The sequence below is a fragment of the Piscinibacter gummiphilus genome (assembly GCF_002116905.1).
In the GTDB taxonomy this organism is placed as follows: Bacteria; Pseudomonadota; Gammaproteobacteria; order Burkholderiales; family Burkholderiaceae_C; genus Rhizobacter; species Rhizobacter gummiphilus.
Window position 1 is genome coordinate 458,974 of record NZ_CP015118.1, and the last position, 18,782, is coordinate 477,755.

The window sequence follows — 18,782 nt, forward strand, 5'->3', positions numbered from 1 at the left end:
CGTCCCGTTCCATCAGCGCAACGCGCGCATGCGTTTTTCGATGAACGCGATCAGGTGGCGCACGGCGGCGCTGGCGCCGCGGCGGCTCGGGTACACCGCGTACGCGGTGGTGGGTGGCGGCGCGAGGGCGGGCAGCACCTCGCGCAGCGCGCCTGCCGCGACGGCCTCGTCGCAGGCGCCGTCGGGCAGCTGCACGAGCCCCGCACCCGCGATCGCGGCGGCCCGCGCGGCGAGGATGTTGTTGACGAGGAACCGCGACGGCGGCACGAACGACACGGCCTCGCCAGCCGTGCCGGTGAACACCCAGGGGCGCGGCCGCTCCAGCCGCCCGAGCACCACGGCGGGCAGCACCCGCAGCGCGTCGAGGTCGGCCGGCTCACCGTGCGTGGCGAGGAAGGCCGGGCTCGCGTACAGCCGCATGCCGCTCTGCCCGAGCGGCCGGGCCACCACATCGGCATCGGCGAGCGGTGTGCTGGAGTAGCGCAGCGCGAGGTCGAACCGTTCGGCCAGCAGGTCCACGTACCGGTTCGACAGTGACATCGCCACCCGCACCTTCGGGTGTTTCACCGCGAACTCCCCGACCCAGCCCGCGAGCCACAGTTCACCGGCCAGCGGGGCGGCGGCCACCCGCACGAGGCCCGCGGGCTCGTCGCGGGTCTCGGCGACCGACGCGGCGAGGGCGTCGGCCTCGTCGGCGATGGCGCGGGCGTGGCGGTACACCCGCTCGCCGGCCTCGGTCACGAAGAAGCGGTTCGCGGTGCGCTGGATCAGGCGCACGCCCAGCTCGCCCTCCAGTGCGGCAACCCGCCGGCTCAGCCGCGACTTGGGCACGCCGGTCTGCCGTTCGGCGGCCGAGTAGCCGCCGGCGTCCACCACGCTCGCGAACAGGGTCAGGTCGTTCAGGTCCCGGGTCATGCCCGGCATTGTGTCGGTCCGGGTGGAAACCCGCGTGCGCGGGGCAGTATCCTCTGCCCCCATGTACGCGAAATTCTTCGGCCTGAAACAGCAGCCGTTCTCGATCGCGCCCGACCCCCGCTACCTGTTCATGAGCGAGCGGCACCGCGAGGCGCTGGCCCACCTGCGCTATGGCGCCACCGGGGGCGGGGGCTTCGTGCTGCTCACCGGCGAGATCGGCGCGGGCAAGACCACGGTGTGCCGCTGCTTCCTCGAGCACCTGCCGAAGCGCTGCAACGTCGCCTACATCTTCAACCCGCAGCTCACCGTGATGGAGCTGCTGAAGACCATCTGTGACGAGTTCAACGTGCCGGTGAACGCGCCGGACCCCACGCTGCTCACCGTCAAGGACTACATCGACCCGCTCAACGAGTTCCTGCTGCGCACGCATGCCATCGGGCTCAGCAACATCCTGATCATCGACGAGGCGCAGATGCTCGCGGCCGAGGTGCTGGAGCAGCTGCGCCTGCTGACCAACCTCGAGACCAACGAGCGCAAGCTGCTGCAGATCATCCTGATCGGCCAGCCCGAGCTGCGCGAGATGCTCGCGCGGCCGGAACTCGAGCAGCTCGCGCAGCGGGTCACCGCGCGCTTCCACCTGCCGGCGCTGTCCGAGGCCGAGACGTCGAAGTACATCCGCCATCGCCTCGCCGTGGCCGGCCAGGCGGGCCTGCGCCCGTTCGACCGCCGGGCGCGCCGGCGCATCCACCAGCTCACGCGCGGCGTGCCGCGGCGCATCAACCTGCTGTGCGACCGCGCGCTGCTCGGGGCCTATGCCGAGAGCAAGCAGACGGTGAGCGCGGCCACGCTCGAACGCGCCGCGAAGGAAGTGTTCTACAAGACCGAGCCCGAACCGCCGCCCATCGCCGCGCCCCGCCGTGGCCTGCTGGTCGGGGCCGGGCTTCTGGGCGGTGCGCTGCTGTTCGGCGGGGCGACGTGGCTGTTCGAACGCGAGCGGTCGGCACCCGTCGTGCCGCCCGCGGCCATGGCGGCCGCGGTGGTCGCGGCGCCGGCGTCCGCTCCTGCTCCGGTCGCACCCGCACCCGCACCCGCACCCGTGGCCGCGGCCCCCGAGGTCCGCACCGGCATCGGGTCCCCCACGCGCGTGGAGGACGATGCCTGGCGCGCGCTGGGCGCGGTGTGGAAGGCCGACGTGTCGGGCGCCGATCCCTGCGCGGCCGCGAAGCTGCACGAACTGCAGTGCTTCCGCCGCAGCGCCGACCTCACGCTGATCCGCCAGCTCGACCGCCCGGGCATCGTCACGCTCCACGACGAGAGCGACAAACCCGCCTACGCGCTGCTCACCGGCCTCGGCGAGCGGCATGCGGTGCTGCGCATGGGCGACGTGTCGCAGCGCATCTCGCTCGTGTCCCTCGCGAAGATCTGGCGCGGCGAGTTCGCCACGTACTGGCGCCAGCCGCCGGGTTTCACGAACCGCATCGACAAGGGCCAGAAGGGCGTGATCGTCGACTGGCTGTCGGCGAGCCTCGCGAAGGCGGCGGGTGAGACCGCGCCCACGAAACCCGCCGTGTTCGACAACCAGATGCAGGCCCGCGTGGCCGCCTTCCAGCTGGCCCAGGGCCTGAAGCCCGACGGCCTGCCGGGCCCCACCACGCTGATGCAGCTGAACCGCGTGGCCGGCGTGGACGAGCCGAAGCTCACCGCCGTGCCCGTCACTCCCTGAAAGACCGCCATGTCCTACATCCTCGATGCCCTGCGAAAGGCCGACGCGGAACGCCGCGGCGTGACGGCCCCCGCGGCCCTGGCCGAGCCGGCGGTGCTGGTGGCCCCGGACGATCCGGACGCGGACCTGCCGCCCACCCCTGCCCGCCCGTGGATCTGGGTGCTGGGCGGTATGGGGGTCGCGCTGCTCGGCGTGCTGGGCTGGCAACTGCTGCGTGGCAACGGAGCGCCGGTGCCCGCGCCGGTGGTGGCCGCCGCGCCGGCCGTGGCCGTGCCGCCGCCCGCGCCCGCACCGGTGGTGGCCCCGCCACCTCCGGCCGCACCGCCCCCGCCGAACGAGGACGCGCTGCCGAACTTCCCGCCGCCGCTGCCCACGCCGGCTCCGGCGCCGAAACCGGAGGCGCGTGCCGCCGCGCCCGCACCGGCTCCGGCCGCCCCACCGGCCGAGAAGGCCGCGCTGCCCCCAGGCATCGCCGTGGTCAGCCCGACGCCGGCCGCCGCGCCCGCCGAACGCATCTACACCGTCAACGAACTGCCGGACGCGCTGCGCCGGGACTTCCCGAGGCTGTCGGTGGGCGGGGCGATGTACTCGGAGCGCGCGGCCGACCGCATGGTGGTGCTCAACGGCCAGGTCTTCCACGAGGGCGACGCCCTGGGCAAGGACCTGAAGCTGCGCCAGATCAAGCTGAAGTCCGCGGTGCTGGAGTTCCGCGGTTACCGCGTCGAGATCGCGTACTGAGGGCCAGGAGGGTCAGGAGGGCCCGGGCAGCGACTTCAGCCCGGCCCACGCCACCAGCGCGGTGGCGTTGAACGACACGCTCAGCACCCACGGCATGTAGAGGAAGCTCGACAGCACGGGCGCCGCGAACACCTGCTCGACGAACACGCCGCCGAGGTACAGCACGAGGCCCATCACGAACCACCGTCGCATGTACGTGAGCAGCCAGTGGGCCTGCGTCTGGTTGTGCCGCCAGGCGGCGGCCCGTTCGAACAGGTTGCCCCGGTTGACGTCGTGGAAGAGCCAGCCGAAGAAGAAATAGCGGTAGAGCAGGGTGCGGAAAGCCACGTGGACCTCCGTGACGATCGGGTGTCACGCCACGTTAGCGCAACGGCACCCGGCCGCGGCGGTTTCGACCAATGGCCGAGGCCGCCGTAGGGCCGACTGCACCGCTCTGGGGCTCGCGCCCCGAGCTTGCGGCGCCTCAGCCGGCTTCGCGAGGGCGTGCGTCGAGCACCGGGAGCGGTCGATGTCACTTCTTCAGCAGCATCTTCGCGTGCCCCGTGGCCAACTCGGACTTGCTCAGCGTGCCGTCGCTGTCGGCGTCCATCGTGATGAACATCTTCTGGGACGCGGTGCGGTGTTCCTCGGCGCTCAGCGCACCGTCGCCGTCGGTGTCGACCATGCGGATCTTCTCGGCGGACGGCTTTTCCTTCGCGGCGTCGCGCACCGTGCGCTTGGCCTGGTACGCGTCCATCTCGGCCGCGGTGACCCGGCCGTCCTGGTTGCCATCCATGGTCACGAACATCGTGCGGGCGCCGGCACCATGTTCGGCGGCGGTCAGCACGCCGTCGCCGTTCTTGTCCATCGCGAGGATCTCGGCCTCGGCCGATTCGGTGCCGGCCGCGGCCGCGCTCGTCGCGACGGCGAGGCCCAGCAGCGCGGCCAGCGCGACCGCGAGGGGCTTGAGCACGTGGTGATGAAGGCGGTGGTGCATGAGGTTCCTCCTGGGGGGTGGAAACCTCCATTGCACGCCCGTCCGGCGGGCTTGCCCTCCGGACGTCCGCTCAGCCGCGGGTAGGAAATGTCCGGTCCAGCCACGCCGTGAGGAGGGCCCGCCCGGCGGCCGCGGCGGCTTCTCCGTGGCGCAGCGTGTCGGCCCGCAGCGAGGCGAGGTCCATGCCGGCGCCGGCCAGTTCGGCCGTGTGGCCGATCAGCCAGGTCTCGATCCGCTGCGGATCGATCTCGGGGTGGAACTGCAGGCCGAGCACCGTGTCGCCGATGGCGAAGGCCTGGTTCGGCGTGATGGCCGTGGACGCGAGGCGCGTGGCACCTTCGGGCAGGTCGAAGGTGTCGCCGTGCCAGTGCAGCACCGGCTTGCCGTCGAGCGCGGCCAGCGGCCCGGCGCGCCCGGCCTCGGACAGCTCGACCGGCGCCCAGCCGATCTCCTTGGCCGTGCCCGGGTACACGCGCCGGCCGAGCGCCGCCGCGATCAGCTGCGCGCCGAGGCACACGCCGACCGTGGGACGCCCGGCCGCCAGGCGCCCGCCCAGTTGGGCGGTGTAGTGGTCGAGCCACGGGTACCGGTCGGTCTCGTAGGCCCCGATGGGGCCTCCGAGCACGACCGCGAGGTCGGCGTCGCGCCATTCGGCATCGGACACCGTGTCGACGCCGGCCTGCCGGACGTCGAACGAGAAGCCACGCTCGGCCAGGGGCCCGGCGAACACGCCGAGGTCCTCGAACGCCACGTGGCGCAACACCAGACACTGTTTCATCGTGGTCAGGCCGCGCGCTGGAGCGGCACGGCGGGGAAGTCGACAGGAACGTCGAACGCGATGTTCACATAGTTCGTGAACAGATTCAGCGCGACGTGGGCCACGACCTCGACGATTTCCGCGTCCGTGAAGCCGGCGGCCCGCAGCGTGGCGAAGTCGGCGTCGCTCACCTGGCCGCGGCCGTCGACGAGGCGCAGCGCGAAGCGCATCGCGGCTTCGGCCTTCGGGTCGGCCGACACCCCATCCCGCGCGGACGCCAGCTCGGCGGCGTTCACGCCGGCCTTGCCACCGATCGCGGTGTGGGCGGCGAGGCAGTATTCGCACGCGTTGCGGTTGGCCACCGCGATCGCGATGCGTTCACCGATGGCGGCGCCCAGCGTGCCGGTGGACAGCGCGCCGAACGAGCCCCACATGCTGGCGAGCGCGGCCGGCGAGTTGGCGACGGCGCGGAACATGTTGGGCGTGGCGCCGAAGGCCCGCTGGATGCGGTCGAGCGTGTCGCGCGTGCCGGCGTGGGTGGGGTTCTGGACGAGGGGAAGGCGGGACATGGTGGTTCTCCTGGAAGTCGTGCAACAGCGCACGGTGTCCACTGTCGGGCCGGATGCGATACGATGGGTGTCGAAACGTCCTGAAAACATGTCCGATCGACCTGCTGCCCCCGCCGACCCGGTGGACCGCCTCTCGGCGCTGCTGGAGCGCTTCCGTGTGCGCGCGCACCTGTTCCATGCCGGGCCGCTGTGTGGCGTCACGCACTACGCCGAACGTCCGGGCATCGGTTTCCTGCACGTGATCCGCCGCGGCGAGATGGTGGTCACGCACGGCGACGACCCGTCGGCACCCCGGCGCATCGAGGTCACCGAGCCGAGCGTGCTGTTCTACCCGCGCCCGCTCGCCCACACCTTCCACAACCCGCCCGAGGAAGACAACGACTTCACGTGCGCCACGCTCGCGTTCGACGGTGGGGCATCGCATCCCCTCGCGCGGGCGTTGCCGCCGGTGGTGGTGCTGCCGCTGGCGAAGGTGGAGGGCATCGACCACACGCTCGCGCTGCTGTTCGCCGAGACGACGCGCGTGCGCTGCGGCCAGCGGCTGCTGGCCGACCGGCTGTTCGAGGTGCTGCTGCTGCAGCTGCTGCGCTGGCTGCTCGACCACCCGGCCGAGGGCGAGGTGCCGCTCGGGCTGCTGTCGGGGCTGTCGCACCCGGCACTTGCCCGTGCGCTGGTGGCGATGCACGAACGGCCGGGCGATGCCTGGTCGCTCGAATCGATGGCGCACGAGGCGGGGTTGTCGCGCAGCGTGTTCGCGGCCACCTTCAAGGCCCACGTGGGCGAGACGCCCGCGGAGTACCTCGCGCACTGGCGCCTGTCGATCGCGCAGGCGGAGCTGCGCAAGGGCGCCTCCATCAAGCAGCTCGCGGGCGACCTGGGCTACGCGAGCGCGGCGGCGCTGTCACGGGTGTTCGCGCAGAAGGTGGGGATCTCGCCGCGGGAGTGGCTCAAGCGGCGATCCCCGGAGGACTTCAGCGCCGGAACTTCCCGTCCTCGCTGATGATGGACATGTCCGTGTAGACCAGCCCGGTGTGGTCGTTCGCGCTGAAGCTCAGCTCCATGCCGCCCAGGTCGACCTTCTGCATCGTGTTGAGCGCGGCGGTCAGGGCCTGGCGGGTGAACTTGCCGTTCGTGCGCTTGAGGCCTTCCACCAGCACCTTCGCGGCGCTGAAGCCTTCCATGTGGGCCGGCGAGACACCGTCCATGCCTTTCGCGCGGGCGAGGTCGGCGGCTTCCTTCACGATGGGTGCGGACATCGAGCGTTCGTACGGGAACACCTGCGTGACGATGGTGCCGTGGCCCAGCGGGCCCATCTGCTTGATGAACCCGGTGGAGGCATTGTTCGAGACGGTGACGATGGTGGCGCGCGAACCCAGCGCGCGCAGGGCCTTCGTGGCGTCGACCACGGCGTTGGCCGAGCCGATGATCAGCACGGACTGCGCGTCGGCCTTCACGATGGCCGGCGCGGCCTGCGAGAAGTCGGGTTTCGTGCGGTCGAACGCGAGCTTGACGACGGGCTTCTTGCCCACGCCTTCGAAGCCGGCGTCCGCGCCCGCGGCCACGTCGTTGCCGAAGGAATCGTCCACCTGCAGGATGGCGATGCGGTCCTGGCCGATCAGGCTCAGGTGGCGCACGGCGCGTTCGGCTTCGCGCTGGTACGTGGCGCGCACGTTGAAGACGTACGGGTTGACGGGCTTGTGCAGCACCATCGCGCCGGTGCTCGGGGCCACGAGCGGCACCTTGTGCTGCGCCAGCAGCGGAAGGATGGCCTCGGTGTGCGGCGTGCCGCGCGTGAGGAACAGCGCGATCACGTTCTTCTCGGTCACCAGCTGGCGTGCGTTTTCGGCGGCGACCTTCGGGTCGAACTTGTCGTCGAGGCTGATCAGCTCGATCTTCTGGCCGTTCACGCCGCCCGCAGCGTTCACCGCGTCGAAGTAGAGGCGCGCGCCTTCGGTCAGTTCCTTCACGGAGGCGGCGACGGGGCCGGAGAAGCCCGAGGTCTGGCCGACCACGATCTGGGCGGAAACGGGCACGGACACGGACAGGGCCAATGCAGCGGCGGCCAGCAGGCCGGAGAGGGGGAACTTCAAGGGGGTACTCCAGACACCGTCGGCCATCCGGCGAGCGCCGTGGCCATTGAGGACAAACCCGTATCCTTTCACAAACCCCCGGGTTCATGGGATGCCGTCTGTCACCCGCCCGGGGTCGATGCAGCGACATATGTCACGGTCTCCCTTCGCGGATGCGACATGGAAACATTCCAGACATCGGAGAAAATCCAGCCCCATCGCCCGGACGGTCCGGGCGCCTTCGACTCGACACAGACAAAGGATCGGCCATGAAGTGGACCTCGGTGCGTGTGGTGGCTCTGGCGGCGTCGCTCGCCGTGGCGGGTGCGGCGCATGCAGCGGACGCGGTGAAGGTGGGGCTGCTCAGCACGCTCTCGGGTCCGGGCTCGGGCCTCGGCATCGACATCCGCGACGGCTTCCAGCTCGCGGTCAAGCACGCCGGCGGCAAGCTGGGCGGCCTGCCGGCCGAGGTGGTGGTGGTCGACGACCAGCAGAACCCCGAGGTCGCGCGCCAGAGTGCCGAACGCCTCGTCAAGCGCGACAAGGTCGACTTCATGACCGGCATCGTGTTCTCGAACCTGCTGCTGGCCGTGGCGCCGCCGGTGTTCCAGTCGAACACGTTCTACATTAGCGCCAACGCCGGCCCGTCGCAACTCGCCGGCACGCAGTGCAACCCGTACTACTTCAACGTCGCGTACCAGAACGACAACCAGCACGAGGCGATGGGCAAGACGGTCACGGACAAGGGCTTCAAGCGCGTGGCGCTGCTCGCGCCGAACTACCCGGCGGGCAAGGACGCGCTGGCCGGCTTCAAGCGCTACTTCAAGGGCGAGGTGGTGTCGGAGACGTACACGCCGCTGAACCAGCTCGACTACGGCAGCGAGGTCTCGAAGATGCGCGCGGCCAAGCCCGACGCCGTCTACATCTTCCTGCCGGGCGGCCTCGGCATCAACTTCATCAAGCAGTTCGTGGGCGCGGGCCTGTCGAAGGAGATGACCCTCTTCGGCCCCGGCTTCTCGGCCGACGAGGACGTGATCCGCGCGGTGGGTGAACCCATGCTCGGCATGTTCAACACGTCGCAGTGGGCGCACGACCTCGACAACGCGGCGAACAAGCGGTTCGTGGCCGACTTCCAGAAGGAATACGGCCGCCTGCCCACGCTGTACGCCGCGCAGGGCTACGACGCCGCGCGCCTGATGGACGCCGCCGTTCGCGACACGAAGGGCAAGCTCGACGACAAGAAGGCCGTCCGCAAGGCCCTCGAGGCGGCGAAGTTCGAGTCGGTGCGCGGGGCGTTCAAGTTCAACACGAACCACCACCCGATCCAGGACTACTACCTGCGCGTGATCACGAAGGATGCGCAGGGGCGCGTGACGAACCGCACCCTCGGCACCGTGTTCAAGGCCCACGCCGACGCGTACGCCAGCACCTGCAAGATGCCGTCGTGACGGGCATCCTCGTCCTCGAGCAGTCACTCAACGGGCTGCAGTTCGGCCTGATGCTGTTCCTGCTCGCGGCGGGGCTCACGCTCGTGTTCGGCATCATGGACATGATCAACCTCGCGCACGGGTCGCTCTACATGGTCGGGGCGTACCTGATCGCGGCGGCGAGTCTCGCGTCCGGGTCGTTCTGGCTCGGTCTCGTGGCGGGCGTGGCCGGCACCGCGCTCTTCGGCGTGCTGCTCGAGACCACGGTGCTGCGCCGCCTCTACGAACGCGACCACCTCTCGCAGGTGCTCGGCACCTTCGCCATCCTGCTGATGTGCAACGAGGGCGTGCGCTGGATCTGGGGCTCGCAGCCGATGACGCTCAACCCGCCGCCCGCGCTGTCGGGCCCGGTCGAGCTGCTGCCCGGCTTCTCGTACCCCGCCTTCCGCCTGCTCGTGATCGCGACGGGCCTGCTCGTGGCCGGGGGGCTGTGGGTGCTCGTCACGCGCACGCGGCTGGGCATGCAGGTGCGCGCGGGCGCGTCCGACCGCGAGATGGCGCTCGCGATGGGCGTGAACGTGCGGCGCCTGTTCACCGCGGTGTTCGGCCTGGGCGCGGCGCTGTGCGCGGTGGCGGGCGGCATGCTCGGCCCGCTGCTCGCGGTGCAGGTGGGCATGGGCGAGAACATCCTGATCCTCGCGTTCGTGGTCATCGTGATCGGTGGCATCGGGTCCGTGCGCGGCGCGTTCATCGGCGCGCTGCTGATCGGCGTGATCGACACCGCCGCCCGCGCGCTGCTGCCGCCGCTGCTGGAGCGGCTCGCCGGACCGGCCGCGGCCTCCGACGTGGCACCCGCGCTCGCATCCATCCTCATCTACGTGCTGATGGCGGCCGTGCTCTTCTGGAAGCCGCAAGGCCTGTTCCCTTCGCATGGCTGATTTCTTTTCGTCTCCGCTCGACCATCGGCTGCGCAAGGTTCCCGCGCTGGTGCTGCTCGCCGCCCTGGTGGCACTGCCGTGGATGCTGCAGGCCGCGGGCCAGGACTTCTACCTCGGTCTCGCCACCCGCGTGCTGATCTTCGGCCTCGCCGCCACGAGCCTGAACCTTGTGCTCGGCTTCGGCGGCCTCGTGAGCTTCGGCCACGCGGCCTTCGTGGGTGCCGGCGCATACACCGTGGCCATCCTGATGCAGGACGGCATCGCCAGCGCGTGGATCGCGTGGCCCGCCGCGGTGCTGGTGAGCGCGCTGCTGGCCGCCGCGATCGGTGCCATCAGCCTGCGCACGCGCGGCGTGTACTTCATCATGATCACGCTCGCGTTCGCGCAGATGCTGTACTACGTGATGACCTCGCTGAAGGCGTACGGCGGCGAGGACGGCCTGTCGCTGATGTCCAAGTCGCTCGTCGCGGAAGCCGTCGACCTCGGGGACGAGCGCACCTTCTACCTGCTCACGCTCGCCGTCTGCGCGCTCGCGTTCCTGTTCGTGCAGCGCCTGCTCAACGCCCGCTTCGGCCACACGCTGCAGGGGCTGCGCGAGAACGAGACGCGCATGGCCGCCATCGGCTTCCCCGTCTTCCGCTACCGCCTCGCGGCCTTCGTGCTGGCGGGGGCGCTGGCCGGCGTGGCGGGGGTGCTGCTCGTGAACCAGAGCGGGTTCGTGAGCCCGTCACTGCTCGACTGGCACCAGTCGGGACTGCTGCTGATGATGGTGATCCTCGGCGGCGTGGGCCACCTGTACGGTGGCCTCGCCGGGGCGGCGATCTTCCTGCTGCTGGAGGAACTGCTGTCGGGCTACACGACGCACTGGAAGTTCGTGCTGGGCCTCGTGCTGCTCGCCGTGGTGCTGCTGGCCCCCAACGGCGTGATGAGCTTCCGGAGGCGCCGATGAGCGCGACGATCCTCCACGTCGACGGCCTCGTGAAGCGCTTCGGCGGCCTCGCGGCCACCGACGGCGCGACGCTCGACGTGCGGGCCGGTGAAGTGCATGCGCTGATCGGCCCCAACGGCGCGGGCAAGACCACGCTGATCCACCAGATCGCCGGCAGCCTCGCACCCGATGCGGGCCGCATCGTGTTCGACGGCGCCGACGTCACCGCGCTGCCGATGGCGAAGCGTGTGCACGCGGGCCTCGCGCGCTCGTACCAGATCACCAACGTGTTCGGCCGCCTGCCCGTGCTCGACAACCTCGCGCTCGCGGTGCAGGCGCGCTCCGGCGGCAGCCTGCGCTTCTGGCGCCCTGCGCGGTCCGAACGCGCCCGCTACGACGAGGCCGCTGCCGTGGCCGAACGTGTGGGCCTCGCGGCCAAGCTCGGGCGCCTCGCGAACGAACTCTCGCACGGCGAACAGCGGCAGCTCGAGGTGGGCCTCGCGCTCGCGACGAACCCGAAGCTGCTGCTGCTCGACGAACCCATGGCCGGCATGGGCCCGGACGAGACCGCACGGTTGCTGGCGCTGCTGCAGTCGCTGCGCGGTGGCCTGACCCTCGTGCTCGTCGAACACGACATGGACGTGGTGTTCCAGCTCGCCGACCGCATCTCGACGCTGGTGTCGGGGCGGGTCATCGCGTGCGGGACACCGGACGAGATCCGCGCGCATCCCGATGTGCGTCGTGCTTACCTCGGGGATGAGATCGCATGAGCCACGCCGGGCCGCCCCAAGGGGCTCACACCGCAGCCCGTCAGGGCGAAGGTTCTCAATGAGCGAAGTCTTGCTCGAAATCCAGGGGCTCGAAGCGGCATACGGCCCGAGCCAGGTGCTGTTCGGCATCGACCTGCGCATCGGCGCGGGCGAGGTGGCCACACTGCTGGGCCGCAACGGCATGGGCAAGACGACCACGATCCGCACGCTCGCGGGCCTGATGCCGGCGCGTGCGGGTTCGGTTCGCTTCCGTGGCGACCGCATCGATGGCCTCGCCCCCGACCGCATCGCGCGGCTGGGCCTCGCGCTCGTGCCCGAGGGGCGGCGCATCTTCCCGAACCTGTCGGTGCACGAGAACCTCGTGGCCTTCGCGGCCAACCGCACGGGGCGCCGCGATCCGTGGACGCTGGCGCGTGTCCACGCGCTGTTCCCGCGCCTGCAGGAACGCGCCGACCACCGCGGCAACCAGCTCTCGGGCGGCGAGCAACAGATGCTCGCCATCGGCCGCGCGCTGATGACGAACCCGCACCTGCTGGTGCTGGACGAGGCCACCGAGGGCCTCGCGCCCCTCGTGCGCGAGGAGATCTGGCGGTGCCTCGCGGCGCTGCGCGCCGAGGGGCAGGCCATCCTCGTCGTCGACAAGTACGTGCAGCGGCTGGTGGGCCTCGCCGACCACCACACGATCGTCGAACGCGGGCGCGTGGTGTGGCAGGGCGCGTCGCCGGCGCTCGCGGCCGACGAGTCGCTCTGGCACCGCTACCTGGGGGTCTGACAACCAGAAGCAGGGCACGCGCGCTTCGCGCTCTTCGCTCTTGTTCGCGCCCGGGAAGATGCGGTTGATGCGCCGCACGCAGAAGCCCGTGTAGCGCCACTGGCCGGTGTCCATCTGGCCCGCGATGATGGTCGTGATCAGGTAGCCCGAGATCACGAAGAAGATGTCCACGCCCGCGAACCCGGCCGGAAAGTGGTTCGGGAAGAAGTGGAACAGCACGACCCAGCCGACCGCGATCGCCCGCAGGCCGTCGATGTCGGCCCGGTAGGCCGGGTGCGCGGCCGGGTCCACCCGGTGCGTGCCGGCGGCGGGTCGGGTGGGGGGGTCAGGGCGCTGGGATCAGCGCCTGCAGCGTCGCGAGGGTGTCGGCCTCGTCGACCGGCTTGTCCCAGCGCAGCCGCAGCATGCGCGGGAACCGCACGGCGATGCCGGACTTGTGGCGGGGCGAACGCTGCAGCCCCTCGAAGCCGAGTTCGACGACCAGCGTGGGCGTGACGCTGCGCACCGGGCCGAATTTCTCGGTGGTGGTCTGGCGGATGCGCTGGTCCACCTGGTGCATCTCGTCGTCGGTGAGGCCGGAGTAGGCCTTCGCGAACGGCACGAGGCGGCGCGGGTTCTCGGGATCCGACGTGTCGCCGTCCCACACCGCGAAGGTGTAGTCGGTGTAGAGGTTCGCGCGGCGGCCGTGGCCGCTCTGCGCGTAGATCAGCACCGCGTCGATCGTGTACGGGTCGACCTTCCACTTCCACCAGACGCCCGCGTCCTTCGTGCGGCCGGTGCCGTAGCGGCCGTCCCGGTGCTTCAGCATGAACCCCTCGACGCCGCGGGACCGCGATTCCTCGCGCAGCGTGGCGAGCGAAGGCCAGTCGGGGGCGTCGACGAGCGGGGACAGCTTCAGCGGACCTTCGTCGGCGACGAGGGATTCCAGACGTTCGCGCCGCTGCCACTGCGGCATCGACCGCAGGTCCTCGCCCGCCTGTTCGAGCACGTCGTACGCGAGGAAGGCCACGGGCAGGTCGGCGAGGATCTTCTTCGTGACGTTCTTGCGCCCGATGCGCTGCTGCAGCTGGGCGAACGGCATCACGTGGCCGTCGCGCCACACGACGATCTCGCCGTCGAGCACGGTGTGGTCAAGCAACCGGCCATGGGCTGCGTCGATCTCCGGGAAGCGGCCGTTCAGCAGGTCCTCGCCGCGCGACCACAGCCACGCCTCGCCGCCGCGGCGGATGAACTGCGCGCGGATGCCGTCCCACTTCCATTCGACGAGCCAGTCGGTGCGGTCGCCGAGCGTGGCGACGTCGGCCTGCAGCGGGTGGGCGAGGTAGAACGGGTAGGGCTGGCCGCTGGCCGTGGCCACGTGGTCCGGGTCGGTGAGCGCGGTGAACGCGGCGGCCGACGGGGTGTGCTGCTTGTCGGTGTAGCCCATCATCCGCTGCGCGAGCACCTTGGCGTCGAGCCCGGCGGCCTGGGCCAGCGCGCGCACGACGAGGTTGCGGGCGACGCCCACGCGGAATCCACCGCCGATCAGCTTCGTCAGCAGGAAGCGGCCGGAGGTGTCCAGCTCGTCCCACCAGCCGCGCAGCGCGGCGGCGACGACCTCGGGCGGCTGGCCGCGCAGCGCGATCAGGCGCTCCTGCATCCACACGTGCAGGGGCGTTTCCACCCCACGCCCGGCGGGCGGCAGGATGTGGGCCACCGTTTCGGCGAGGTCGCCCACCACGTCGTAGCTCTCGTCGAACAGCCACTCCGGGATGCCGGCCATCTCGCGCGCGGTGGAACGGATCAGCGCGGTGGGCACGGTCTGGCGCGGTTTGCCGCCCGCCAGCACGTAGAGCGCCCAGGCGGCGTCGGCCGGCGGTGCGTTGCGGAAGTACGCCTCCAGCGCCTCGGTCTTCGCCTTCGTCGAGGTCGTGGTGTCGAGGTCGGCGAACAGCGCCGCGAAGGCCTTCACGCGGCCGCCTCCGGATCCCCCGCGGCCTCGTCGCCGTATTCGGTGCGGAAGGCCCCGGCGTCCAGGCCCTGTTCGGCGAAGTACCGCACGAGCGGGTCGACGTAGCCGTGCGTGACGATCACGCGCGGGGCGCCGGTGGCGGCCACGGCCTCCAGCAGCCCGGGCCAGTCGGCGTGGTCGGACAGCACGAAGCCGCGGTCCAGCCCCCGCCGCCGGCGCGTGCCGCGCAGCTGCATCCAGCCCGACGCGAAGGCGTCGCTGAAGTCGCCGAACCGCTTGAGCCAGGGGCTGCCCTGGGCGGACGGCGGGGCCATCACCAGCGCCCGCTTCAGGTCGGCCGGGTCCGTCTCGGAAACGAGGCGGGTCGGCGGCAGCGCGACGCCGGCCTGGCGGTAGGCGTCGTTCAGCGCAGTCATCGCGCCGTGGACCACGATGGGCCCGGTGGACGGGTCGATGCCGGCCAGCACCCGCTGGGCCTTGCCGAACGAGTAGGCGTAGAGCACCGAGGTGCGGCCCGCGGCGGCGTTCGCGCGCCACCAGGCGTCGATCTCCGCGAACACGGCCTGCTGCGGTTTCCAGCGAAACACCGGCAGGCCGAACGTGGATTCGGTGATGAAGGTGTCGCAGCGCACCGGCTCGAACGGCGGGCAGGTGGGGTCGGGGCCGGTCTTGTAGTCGCCGGAGACGACCCAGGTGCGCCCGGCGTGTTCCAGGCGGATCTGCGCGGAGCCGAGCACGTGGCCGGCCGGGTGGAACGAGACGGTCACGCCGCGGTGGGTGATGCGTTCGCCGTAGGGCAGCGCCTGCAGCGGCACGTCGCCGACCCGGGCGCGCAGCACGCCGGCGCCGGGCGCCGCCGCGAGGTAGTGCCCGTGGCCCGGGCGCAGGTGGTCGCCGTGGGCGTGGGTGATCAACGCGTGCGACACCGGCCGCCACGGATCGATGTAGAAGTCGCCCGGCGGGCAGTACAGCCCCTGGGGCCGGGCCACCACCAGGTCGTTGTCGTCCGAGATGGGCATGTGGGCGGAGTATCACGGTCGCCGAATGCCCGCGCTGTCGGACGGCGGCGGATTCGAAAGCCGGAACTGGCGTCAGGAACCGCACATTTTCCGGTCAACCGGGATCGGGGGCCGCCGTTAGATTGGAGCCTTCACAGCGAGTCCCCCATGAGCAAGTCCCCCGCCACCCCCTTCGCCGTTTCGCCCAAGACCCTGGCCTGCGCCGCCACCGGCCTGCTGATGGGCCAGATGGTGATGGGCATCTCCGCCTTCCACAACGGCTCCATCGTCGGCCTGACGCTGGCGCTGGTGTTCGTGCTGTCCGGGGGCGCTTCGCTCGCCTTGTTCCTGAACCACCGTCACGTGATGCAGCGGCCGCGAACCGAGCCGGCGCCGATCCAGGCGTGGCTGCTGACGCTCGGCGCAGCGATGATCGCGTCGATCTGGTTCGGGCGATTCATGTGATCTGACGCCCCGCTGGGGCGCGACCCTGCGGGGTCATTCGATCAAACTGTTTCCCATTCTTTACAAACCACTCGGTTTGCCTAGAATGAGAAACACCATGCCGGCCAGCAACCCGTCGCTCATCCAGGCCCATGCGGATCAACTCGCCGCTTGGGGCGAACGCTTGCGCGCCCACCGCAAGGCCTTGCGGATCAGCGCTACCGCCGCGGCCGAGGCCGCCGGCATGTCCCGGGTCACCTGGCATCGCATCGAGAACGGGGAAGCCTCCGTGACCGTGGGCGCGTGGCTTGCGGCCATGTCTGCGATGGGATTGAAATGGGACATCGAGGGACCGCAGTCCACGCCTGCGCGTGCGCCGATGTCGTCGATCCCGCTGCGGGTGCGGATCTCCGACTATCCCGAGCTCCAGCGGCTGGCATGGCAGGTCCATGGGACGGACGAGCTTTCGCCTTCGGAGGCGCTGGACATCTACGAGCGCAACCGTCGCCATGTCGACGAGGCCTCGATGGCGCCCCACGAGCGGGACTTGCTCGGAGCCCTGCGCTCGGTGCTGGGCGGGAGGTCTCGCGATGTTTGAACGCCCGCATCACCGGCGCATCGCGGTGGTCCTCGAGTCGCTGGACGCGGCCCTGTTGCGCGAACATGGCGCGTACTTCGGGGGCGGGACCGCGATGGCACTCCGATTCGGCGAGTACCGCGAGTCGGTCGACATCGACTTCCTGGTGTCCCGTGTCGAGGGGTACCGCACGCTGCGTCACTTGCTGACGGGGCCGGCCGGATTCGCCTCCATCGTGAGAACGGGTGCTTTGGTGCCCGATCAGGTTCGGGACATGCGCGCCGACCAGTACGGCGTTCGGACCGCGATTCGCACCGGTGGCCAGGACATCAAGTTCGAGCTGGTTCTGGAGGGACGCATCGCGTTCGACACACCGGGTGCGGACGATGTGGTGTGCGGGGTGTCGACCTTGACCCCCCTTGACCTGGCGACCGGCAAGCTGCTCGCCAATTCCGATCGTTGGCGCGACGACGGCGTGTTCTCGCGTGACCTGATCGACCTGGCGATGATGCCGATGCGAGCGCCTTTGCTGCGCGCCGCGTTGGACAAGGCGAAGGCGGCCTACGGGGACTCGATCCTGCGGGACCTGGGCAAGGCCATCGGCGGCCTTCGCGATCGCGACGGCTGGCTCGAACGGTGTCTGAACGCGATGGACATGCAGGTTCCCAAGGCGCTGGTGTGGCAGCGGGTCCGCACGCTGGCGCGGGCGTCCGGCGCGGTGGGCGCCTGATGGAGGCCCGCCGTGGCGCGGCGGGCCTTCTTGCCGACGACAGGCTCAGGGCGCGTTCCACCCCCCACCCAGCGACCGGATCAACCCCACCGTATTCGCCGCCTGCAGCCCGCGCAGCTGCACGGCCTGCCGCTGCACCGTGAGCAGGTTGCGCTGGGCGTCCATCAGCTCGAAGTAGCTGTCTTCCCCCGCGCGGTAGCGCTTGTCGGCGAGTTCGGCCGCGCGGCGGGCCGAGCCCACCGCGTTGTCGATGTAGGCCACCTGCTCGCGTGCGCTGCGCAGTCCCGCGAGGTTGCCCTCGACGTCGGCGAACGCCTGCAGCACCGCGTCGCGGTACGTCGCCACGGCGCCGTCGAGCTGCGCCTCGGCGAACTTGATCGCCGCCTTGTTGCGGCCGCCGTCGATGATCGGCAGCGAGAACACCGCGCTCACGAGCCACTCGCGCGCGCTGCGCTTGAACAGGTCTTCCAGTTCGGACGACGCGAAGCCTGCGTTCGCGGTGAGCGCCAGCGACGGGAAGATGGCCGACTTCGCCGCACCCACGCGGGCGGTGGCCGCCTGCATGCTCAGCTGCGCCGCGGCCACGTCGGGGCGCCGCTCGAGCAGCGCCGACGGCAGGCCGGCCGGCACGACCGGCAGGGACGCCGAGTCGGGCAGCGGGGCCACCTCGAAGCGGAAGCTCGACGGGGCCTCGCCCAGCAGCAGCGCGAGGCTGTGCTCGAGGCGCGCCCGCTGGCCGCGCAGCTGGGCCACTTCGGCCTGCACCGTGGCGAGTTCCGTGCGCGACCGCGCCACGTCGATCTCGGCCACGTCGCCGGCCAGGAAGCGCTTGTCGATCAGGCGGGCCGTCTCGTCGCGCAGCTTCACGGTGGAGTCGAGCTGGGCGATGTTGGCATCGGCCGTGCGCAACGCGTAGTAGGTGATCGCCACGTCGCCCTGCAGCGCGAGCAGCACCGAGCGGTAGCTGGCCTCGACCGCGGCCGCGTCGGCCTTCGCCGCGTTGATGGTGTTCTCGACGCGCTGGAACAGGTCCACCTCGTAGCTCACGCCGAGGCCGGCCTGCCACAGCGTGCCGGGCGACATGGCCGTGCCGTCGGGCAGGCCCTGCGTGGCGGGCGCCGAGCGGGCGCGGCGGCCGCCGGCCTGCAGGCCCACCTGCGGGATGCGATCGGCCTCGCTCACGCGCAGCTGCGCGCGGGCGGCCTTCACGCGGCTGGCGGCGAAGGCGAGCGTGGGGCTCGCCTGGGCGGCCTGCGCCTCGAGGGCGTTCAGGCGCTCGTCGCCGAACACCGTCCACCACTCGCCCCGCGCGACGGCCTCGGACGGGGCGGCCGGCTTCCACAGGCCCTGGGCGGCCGGGATGTCCGGCACCGGGTTCTCCTTGTAGGCCGAAGGCACGGCCAGGTCCGGCTCCGGCACGGCCGGGGCCAGCGAGCAGCCGGCCAGGACCAGCGCGGCGGCCAGCGGGGTCAGCAAAGAAACGTTCAGGAAAGTCATCAT

Annotated in this window: 20 protein-coding genes and 1 pseudogene; 11 read left to right on the top strand and 10 right to left on the bottom strand. The window is 71.0% G+C overall.

The genetic code is table 11. The annotated features are described in order from the left end of the window. Positions 1-12: 12 nt before the first annotated feature. The gene (locus A4W93_RS01960; RefSeq protein ID WP_157782102.1) at positions 13-915 is read right to left on the bottom strand and encodes a LysR substrate-binding domain-containing protein; all 903 of its coding nucleotides are present in this window, start codon (positions 913-915) and stop codon (positions 13-15) included. A gap of 61 nt (positions 916-976) precedes the next feature. Here A4W93_RS01960 and A4W93_RS01965 point away from each other — a divergent pair, with 61 nt between their 5' ends. Beyond that, positions 977-2,638 carry an ExeA family protein gene (locus tag A4W93_RS01965; RefSeq protein ID WP_085749017.1) on the top strand — a complete coding sequence of 554 codons (1,662 nt, stop codon included), beginning with the start codon at positions 977-979 and terminating at the stop codon, positions 2,636-2,638. Positions 2,639-2,647: 9 nt separating this feature from the next. Beyond that, positions 2,648-3,376, top strand: a complete 729-nt coding sequence (locus tag A4W93_RS01970) for a general secretion pathway protein GspB (RefSeq protein ID WP_085749018.1) — start codon at positions 2,648-2,650, stop codon at positions 3,374-3,376. Positions 3,377-3,388: 12 nt separating this feature from the next. Here A4W93_RS01970 and A4W93_RS01975 read toward each other — a convergent pair whose 3' ends face one another. From A4W93_RS01975 to A4W93_RS01990, 4 genes are all read right to left on the bottom strand, one after another. After that, the gene (locus tag A4W93_RS01975) at positions 3,389-3,703 is read right to left on the bottom strand and encodes a hypothetical protein (RefSeq protein ID WP_085749019.1); all 315 of its coding nucleotides are present in this window, start codon (positions 3,701-3,703) and stop codon (positions 3,389-3,391) included. A gap of 184 nt (positions 3,704-3,887) precedes the next feature. After that, complete coding sequence (locus A4W93_RS01980; RefSeq protein ID WP_085749020.1) at positions 3,888-4,352, bottom strand: EF-hand domain-containing protein; 465 nt, start codon at positions 4,350-4,352, stop codon at positions 3,888-3,890. Positions 4,353-4,422: 70 nt separating this feature from the next. Beyond that, positions 4,423-5,130 carry a glutamine amidotransferase gene (locus A4W93_RS01985; protein WP_085749021.1) on the bottom strand — a complete coding sequence of 236 codons (708 nt, stop codon included), beginning with the start codon at positions 5,128-5,130 and terminating at the stop codon, positions 4,423-4,425. 5 nt (positions 5,131-5,135) lie between these two features. After that, positions 5,136-5,678 carry a carboxymuconolactone decarboxylase family protein gene (locus A4W93_RS01990; RefSeq protein ID WP_085749022.1) on the bottom strand — a complete coding sequence of 181 codons (543 nt, stop codon included), beginning with the start codon at positions 5,676-5,678 and terminating at the stop codon, positions 5,136-5,138. Positions 5,679-5,766: 88 nt separating this feature from the next. On the opposite strand from A4W93_RS01990, the gene A4W93_RS01995 reads away from it, so the two are divergent. Continuing rightward, positions 5,767-6,678, top strand: a complete 912-nt coding sequence (locus A4W93_RS01995; RefSeq protein ID WP_085749023.1) for an AraC family transcriptional regulator — start codon at positions 5,767-5,769, stop codon at positions 6,676-6,678. Here the strand turns inward: A4W93_RS01995 and A4W93_RS02000 are convergent. Then, positions 6,650-7,768, bottom strand: coding sequence for an ABC transporter substrate-binding protein (locus A4W93_RS02000; RefSeq protein WP_237357664.1), 1,119 nt, complete (start codon positions 7,766-7,768; stop codon positions 6,650-6,652). The genes A4W93_RS01995 and A4W93_RS02000 overlap by 29 nt on opposite strands. A 248-nt stretch (positions 7,769-8,016) precedes the next feature. On the opposite strand from A4W93_RS02000, the gene A4W93_RS02005 reads away from it, so the two are divergent. The 5 genes from A4W93_RS02005 to A4W93_RS02025 are packed head-to-tail and all read left to right on the top strand — an operon-like array spanning position 8,017 to position 12,582. Beyond that, a complete protein-coding gene (locus A4W93_RS02005) occupies positions 8,017-9,195 on the top strand; it encodes an ABC transporter substrate-binding protein (RefSeq protein ID WP_085749025.1) in 1,179 nt (392 codons plus the stop codon). Then, positions 9,192-10,112, top strand: a complete 921-nt coding sequence (locus tag A4W93_RS02010; RefSeq protein ID WP_085749026.1) for a branched-chain amino acid ABC transporter permease — start codon at positions 9,192-9,194, stop codon at positions 10,110-10,112. Before A4W93_RS02005 ends, A4W93_RS02010 begins: the two co-directional genes overlap by 4 nt. After that, the gene (locus A4W93_RS02015) at positions 10,105-11,061 is read left to right on the top strand and encodes a branched-chain amino acid ABC transporter permease (protein WP_085749027.1); all 957 of its coding nucleotides are present in this window, start codon (positions 10,105-10,107) and stop codon (positions 11,059-11,061) included. The genes A4W93_RS02010 and A4W93_RS02015 overlap by 8 nt, the downstream gene beginning before the upstream one ends. After that, positions 11,058-11,810, top strand: a complete 753-nt coding sequence (locus A4W93_RS02020; protein ID WP_085749028.1) for an ABC transporter ATP-binding protein — start codon at positions 11,058-11,060, stop codon at positions 11,808-11,810. The genes A4W93_RS02015 and A4W93_RS02020 overlap by 4 nt, the downstream gene beginning before the upstream one ends. Before the next feature lie 58 nt (positions 11,811-11,868). Beyond that, positions 11,869-12,582, top strand: a complete 714-nt coding sequence (locus tag A4W93_RS02025) for an ABC transporter ATP-binding protein (protein ID WP_085749029.1) — start codon at positions 11,869-11,871, stop codon at positions 12,580-12,582. Between the two features lie 66 nt (positions 12,583-12,648). Here A4W93_RS02025 and A4W93_RS02030 read toward each other — a convergent pair. The 3 genes and pseudogenes from A4W93_RS02030 to A4W93_RS02040 form a co-directional block, all read right to left on the bottom strand. Further along, positions 12,649-12,873: pseudogene (locus A4W93_RS02030) on the bottom strand (acyltransferase family protein); the annotation flags it as partial. Positions 12,874-12,907: 34 nt separating this feature from the next. After that, positions 12,908-14,533: an ATP-dependent DNA ligase gene (locus tag A4W93_RS02035; RefSeq protein ID WP_085749030.1), complete on the bottom strand. Its 1,626-nt coding sequence runs from the start codon at positions 14,531-14,533 to the stop codon at positions 12,908-12,910. Beyond that, positions 14,530-15,552 carry a ligase-associated DNA damage response exonuclease gene (locus A4W93_RS02040; protein WP_085749031.1) on the bottom strand — a complete coding sequence of 341 codons (1,023 nt, stop codon included), beginning with the start codon at positions 15,550-15,552 and terminating at the stop codon, positions 14,530-14,532. Before A4W93_RS02040 ends, A4W93_RS02035 begins: the two co-directional genes overlap by 4 nt. 147 nt (positions 15,553-15,699) lie before the next feature. On the opposite strand from A4W93_RS02040, the gene A4W93_RS02045 reads away from it, so the two are divergent. The 3 genes from A4W93_RS02045 to A4W93_RS02055 all read left to right on the top strand — a co-directional run bounded on the left by A4W93_RS02045 (position 15,700) and on the right by A4W93_RS02055 (position 17,282). Continuing rightward, on the top strand, positions 15,700-15,996 hold the full coding sequence (locus A4W93_RS02045; protein WP_085749032.1) for a hypothetical protein: 297 nt from the start codon (positions 15,700-15,702) through the stop codon (positions 15,994-15,996). A gap of 97 nt (positions 15,997-16,093) precedes the next feature. Further along, complete coding sequence (locus A4W93_RS02050; protein ID WP_085749033.1) at positions 16,094-16,573, top strand: helix-turn-helix domain-containing protein; 480 nt, start codon at positions 16,094-16,096, stop codon at positions 16,571-16,573. Beyond that, positions 16,566-17,282 (top strand): nucleotidyl transferase AbiEii/AbiGii toxin family protein, encoded by a 717-nt coding sequence (locus A4W93_RS02055; RefSeq protein ID WP_085749034.1) that lies wholly within the window; start codon positions 16,566-16,568, stop codon positions 17,280-17,282. The genes A4W93_RS02050 and A4W93_RS02055 overlap by 8 nt, the downstream gene beginning before the upstream one ends. A 45-nt stretch (positions 17,283-17,327) precedes the next feature. Here the strand turns inward: A4W93_RS02055 and A4W93_RS02060 are convergent, their stop codons facing one another. Next, the gene (locus A4W93_RS02060; RefSeq protein WP_085749035.1) at positions 17,328-18,782 is read right to left on the bottom strand and encodes an efflux transporter outer membrane subunit; all 1,455 of its coding nucleotides are present in this window, start codon (positions 18,780-18,782) and stop codon (positions 17,328-17,330) included.

Excerpts from the sequence above, each read along its gene's own strand:
- A4W93_RS02045 (WP_085749032.1), top strand. The coding sequence starts at position 15,700 with ATGAGCAAGTCCCCCGCCACCCCCTTCGCCGTTTCGCCCAAGACCCTG.
- A4W93_RS02020 (WP_085749028.1), top strand. The coding sequence starts at position 11,058 with ATGAGCGCGACGATCCTCCACGTCGACGGCCTCGTGAAGCGCTTCGGC.
- A4W93_RS01990 (WP_085749022.1), bottom strand. The coding sequence starts at position 5,678 with ATGTCCCGCCTTCCCCTCGTCCAGAACCCCACCCACGCCGGCACGCGC.
- A4W93_RS01970 (WP_085749018.1), top strand. The coding sequence starts at position 2,648 with ATGTCCTACATCCTCGATGCCCTGCGAAAGGCCGACGCGGAACGCCGC.
- A4W93_RS01965 (WP_085749017.1), top strand. The coding sequence starts at position 977 with ATGTACGCGAAATTCTTCGGCCTGAAACAGCAGCCGTTCTCGATCGCG.
- A4W93_RS02025 (WP_085749029.1), top strand. The coding sequence starts at position 11,869 with ATGAGCGAAGTCTTGCTCGAAATCCAGGGGCTCGAAGCGGCATACGGC.
- A4W93_RS02015 (WP_085749027.1), top strand. The coding sequence starts at position 10,105 with ATGGCTGATTTCTTTTCGTCTCCGCTCGACCATCGGCTGCGCAAGGTT.
- A4W93_RS01980 (WP_085749020.1), bottom strand. The coding sequence starts at position 4,352 with ATGCACCACCGCCTTCATCACCACGTGCTCAAGCCCCTCGCGGTCGCG.
- A4W93_RS02040 (WP_085749031.1), bottom strand. The coding sequence starts at position 15,552 with ATGCCCATCTCGGACGACAACGACCTGGTGGTGGCCCGGCCCCAGGGG.
- A4W93_RS02060 (WP_085749035.1), bottom strand. The coding sequence starts at position 18,782 with ATGATGACTTTCCTGAACGTTTCTTTGCTGACCCCGCTGGCCGCCGCG.
- A4W93_RS01985 (WP_085749021.1), bottom strand. The coding sequence starts at position 5,130 with ATGAAACAGTGTCTGGTGTTGCGCCACGTGGCGTTCGAGGACCTCGGC.
- A4W93_RS02050 (WP_085749033.1), top strand. The coding sequence starts at position 16,094 with ATGCCGGCCAGCAACCCGTCGCTCATCCAGGCCCATGCGGATCAACTC.
- A4W93_RS02005 (WP_085749025.1), top strand. The coding sequence starts at position 8,017 with ATGAAGTGGACCTCGGTGCGTGTGGTGGCTCTGGCGGCGTCGCTCGCC.
- A4W93_RS02055 (WP_085749034.1), top strand. The coding sequence starts at position 16,566 with ATGTTTGAACGCCCGCATCACCGGCGCATCGCGGTGGTCCTCGAGTCG.
- A4W93_RS01960 (WP_157782102.1), bottom strand. The coding sequence starts at position 915 with ATGACCCGGGACCTGAACGACCTGACCCTGTTCGCGAGCGTGGTGGAC.
- A4W93_RS01995 (WP_085749023.1), top strand. The coding sequence starts at position 5,767 with ATGTCCGATCGACCTGCTGCCCCCGCCGACCCGGTGGACCGCCTCTCG.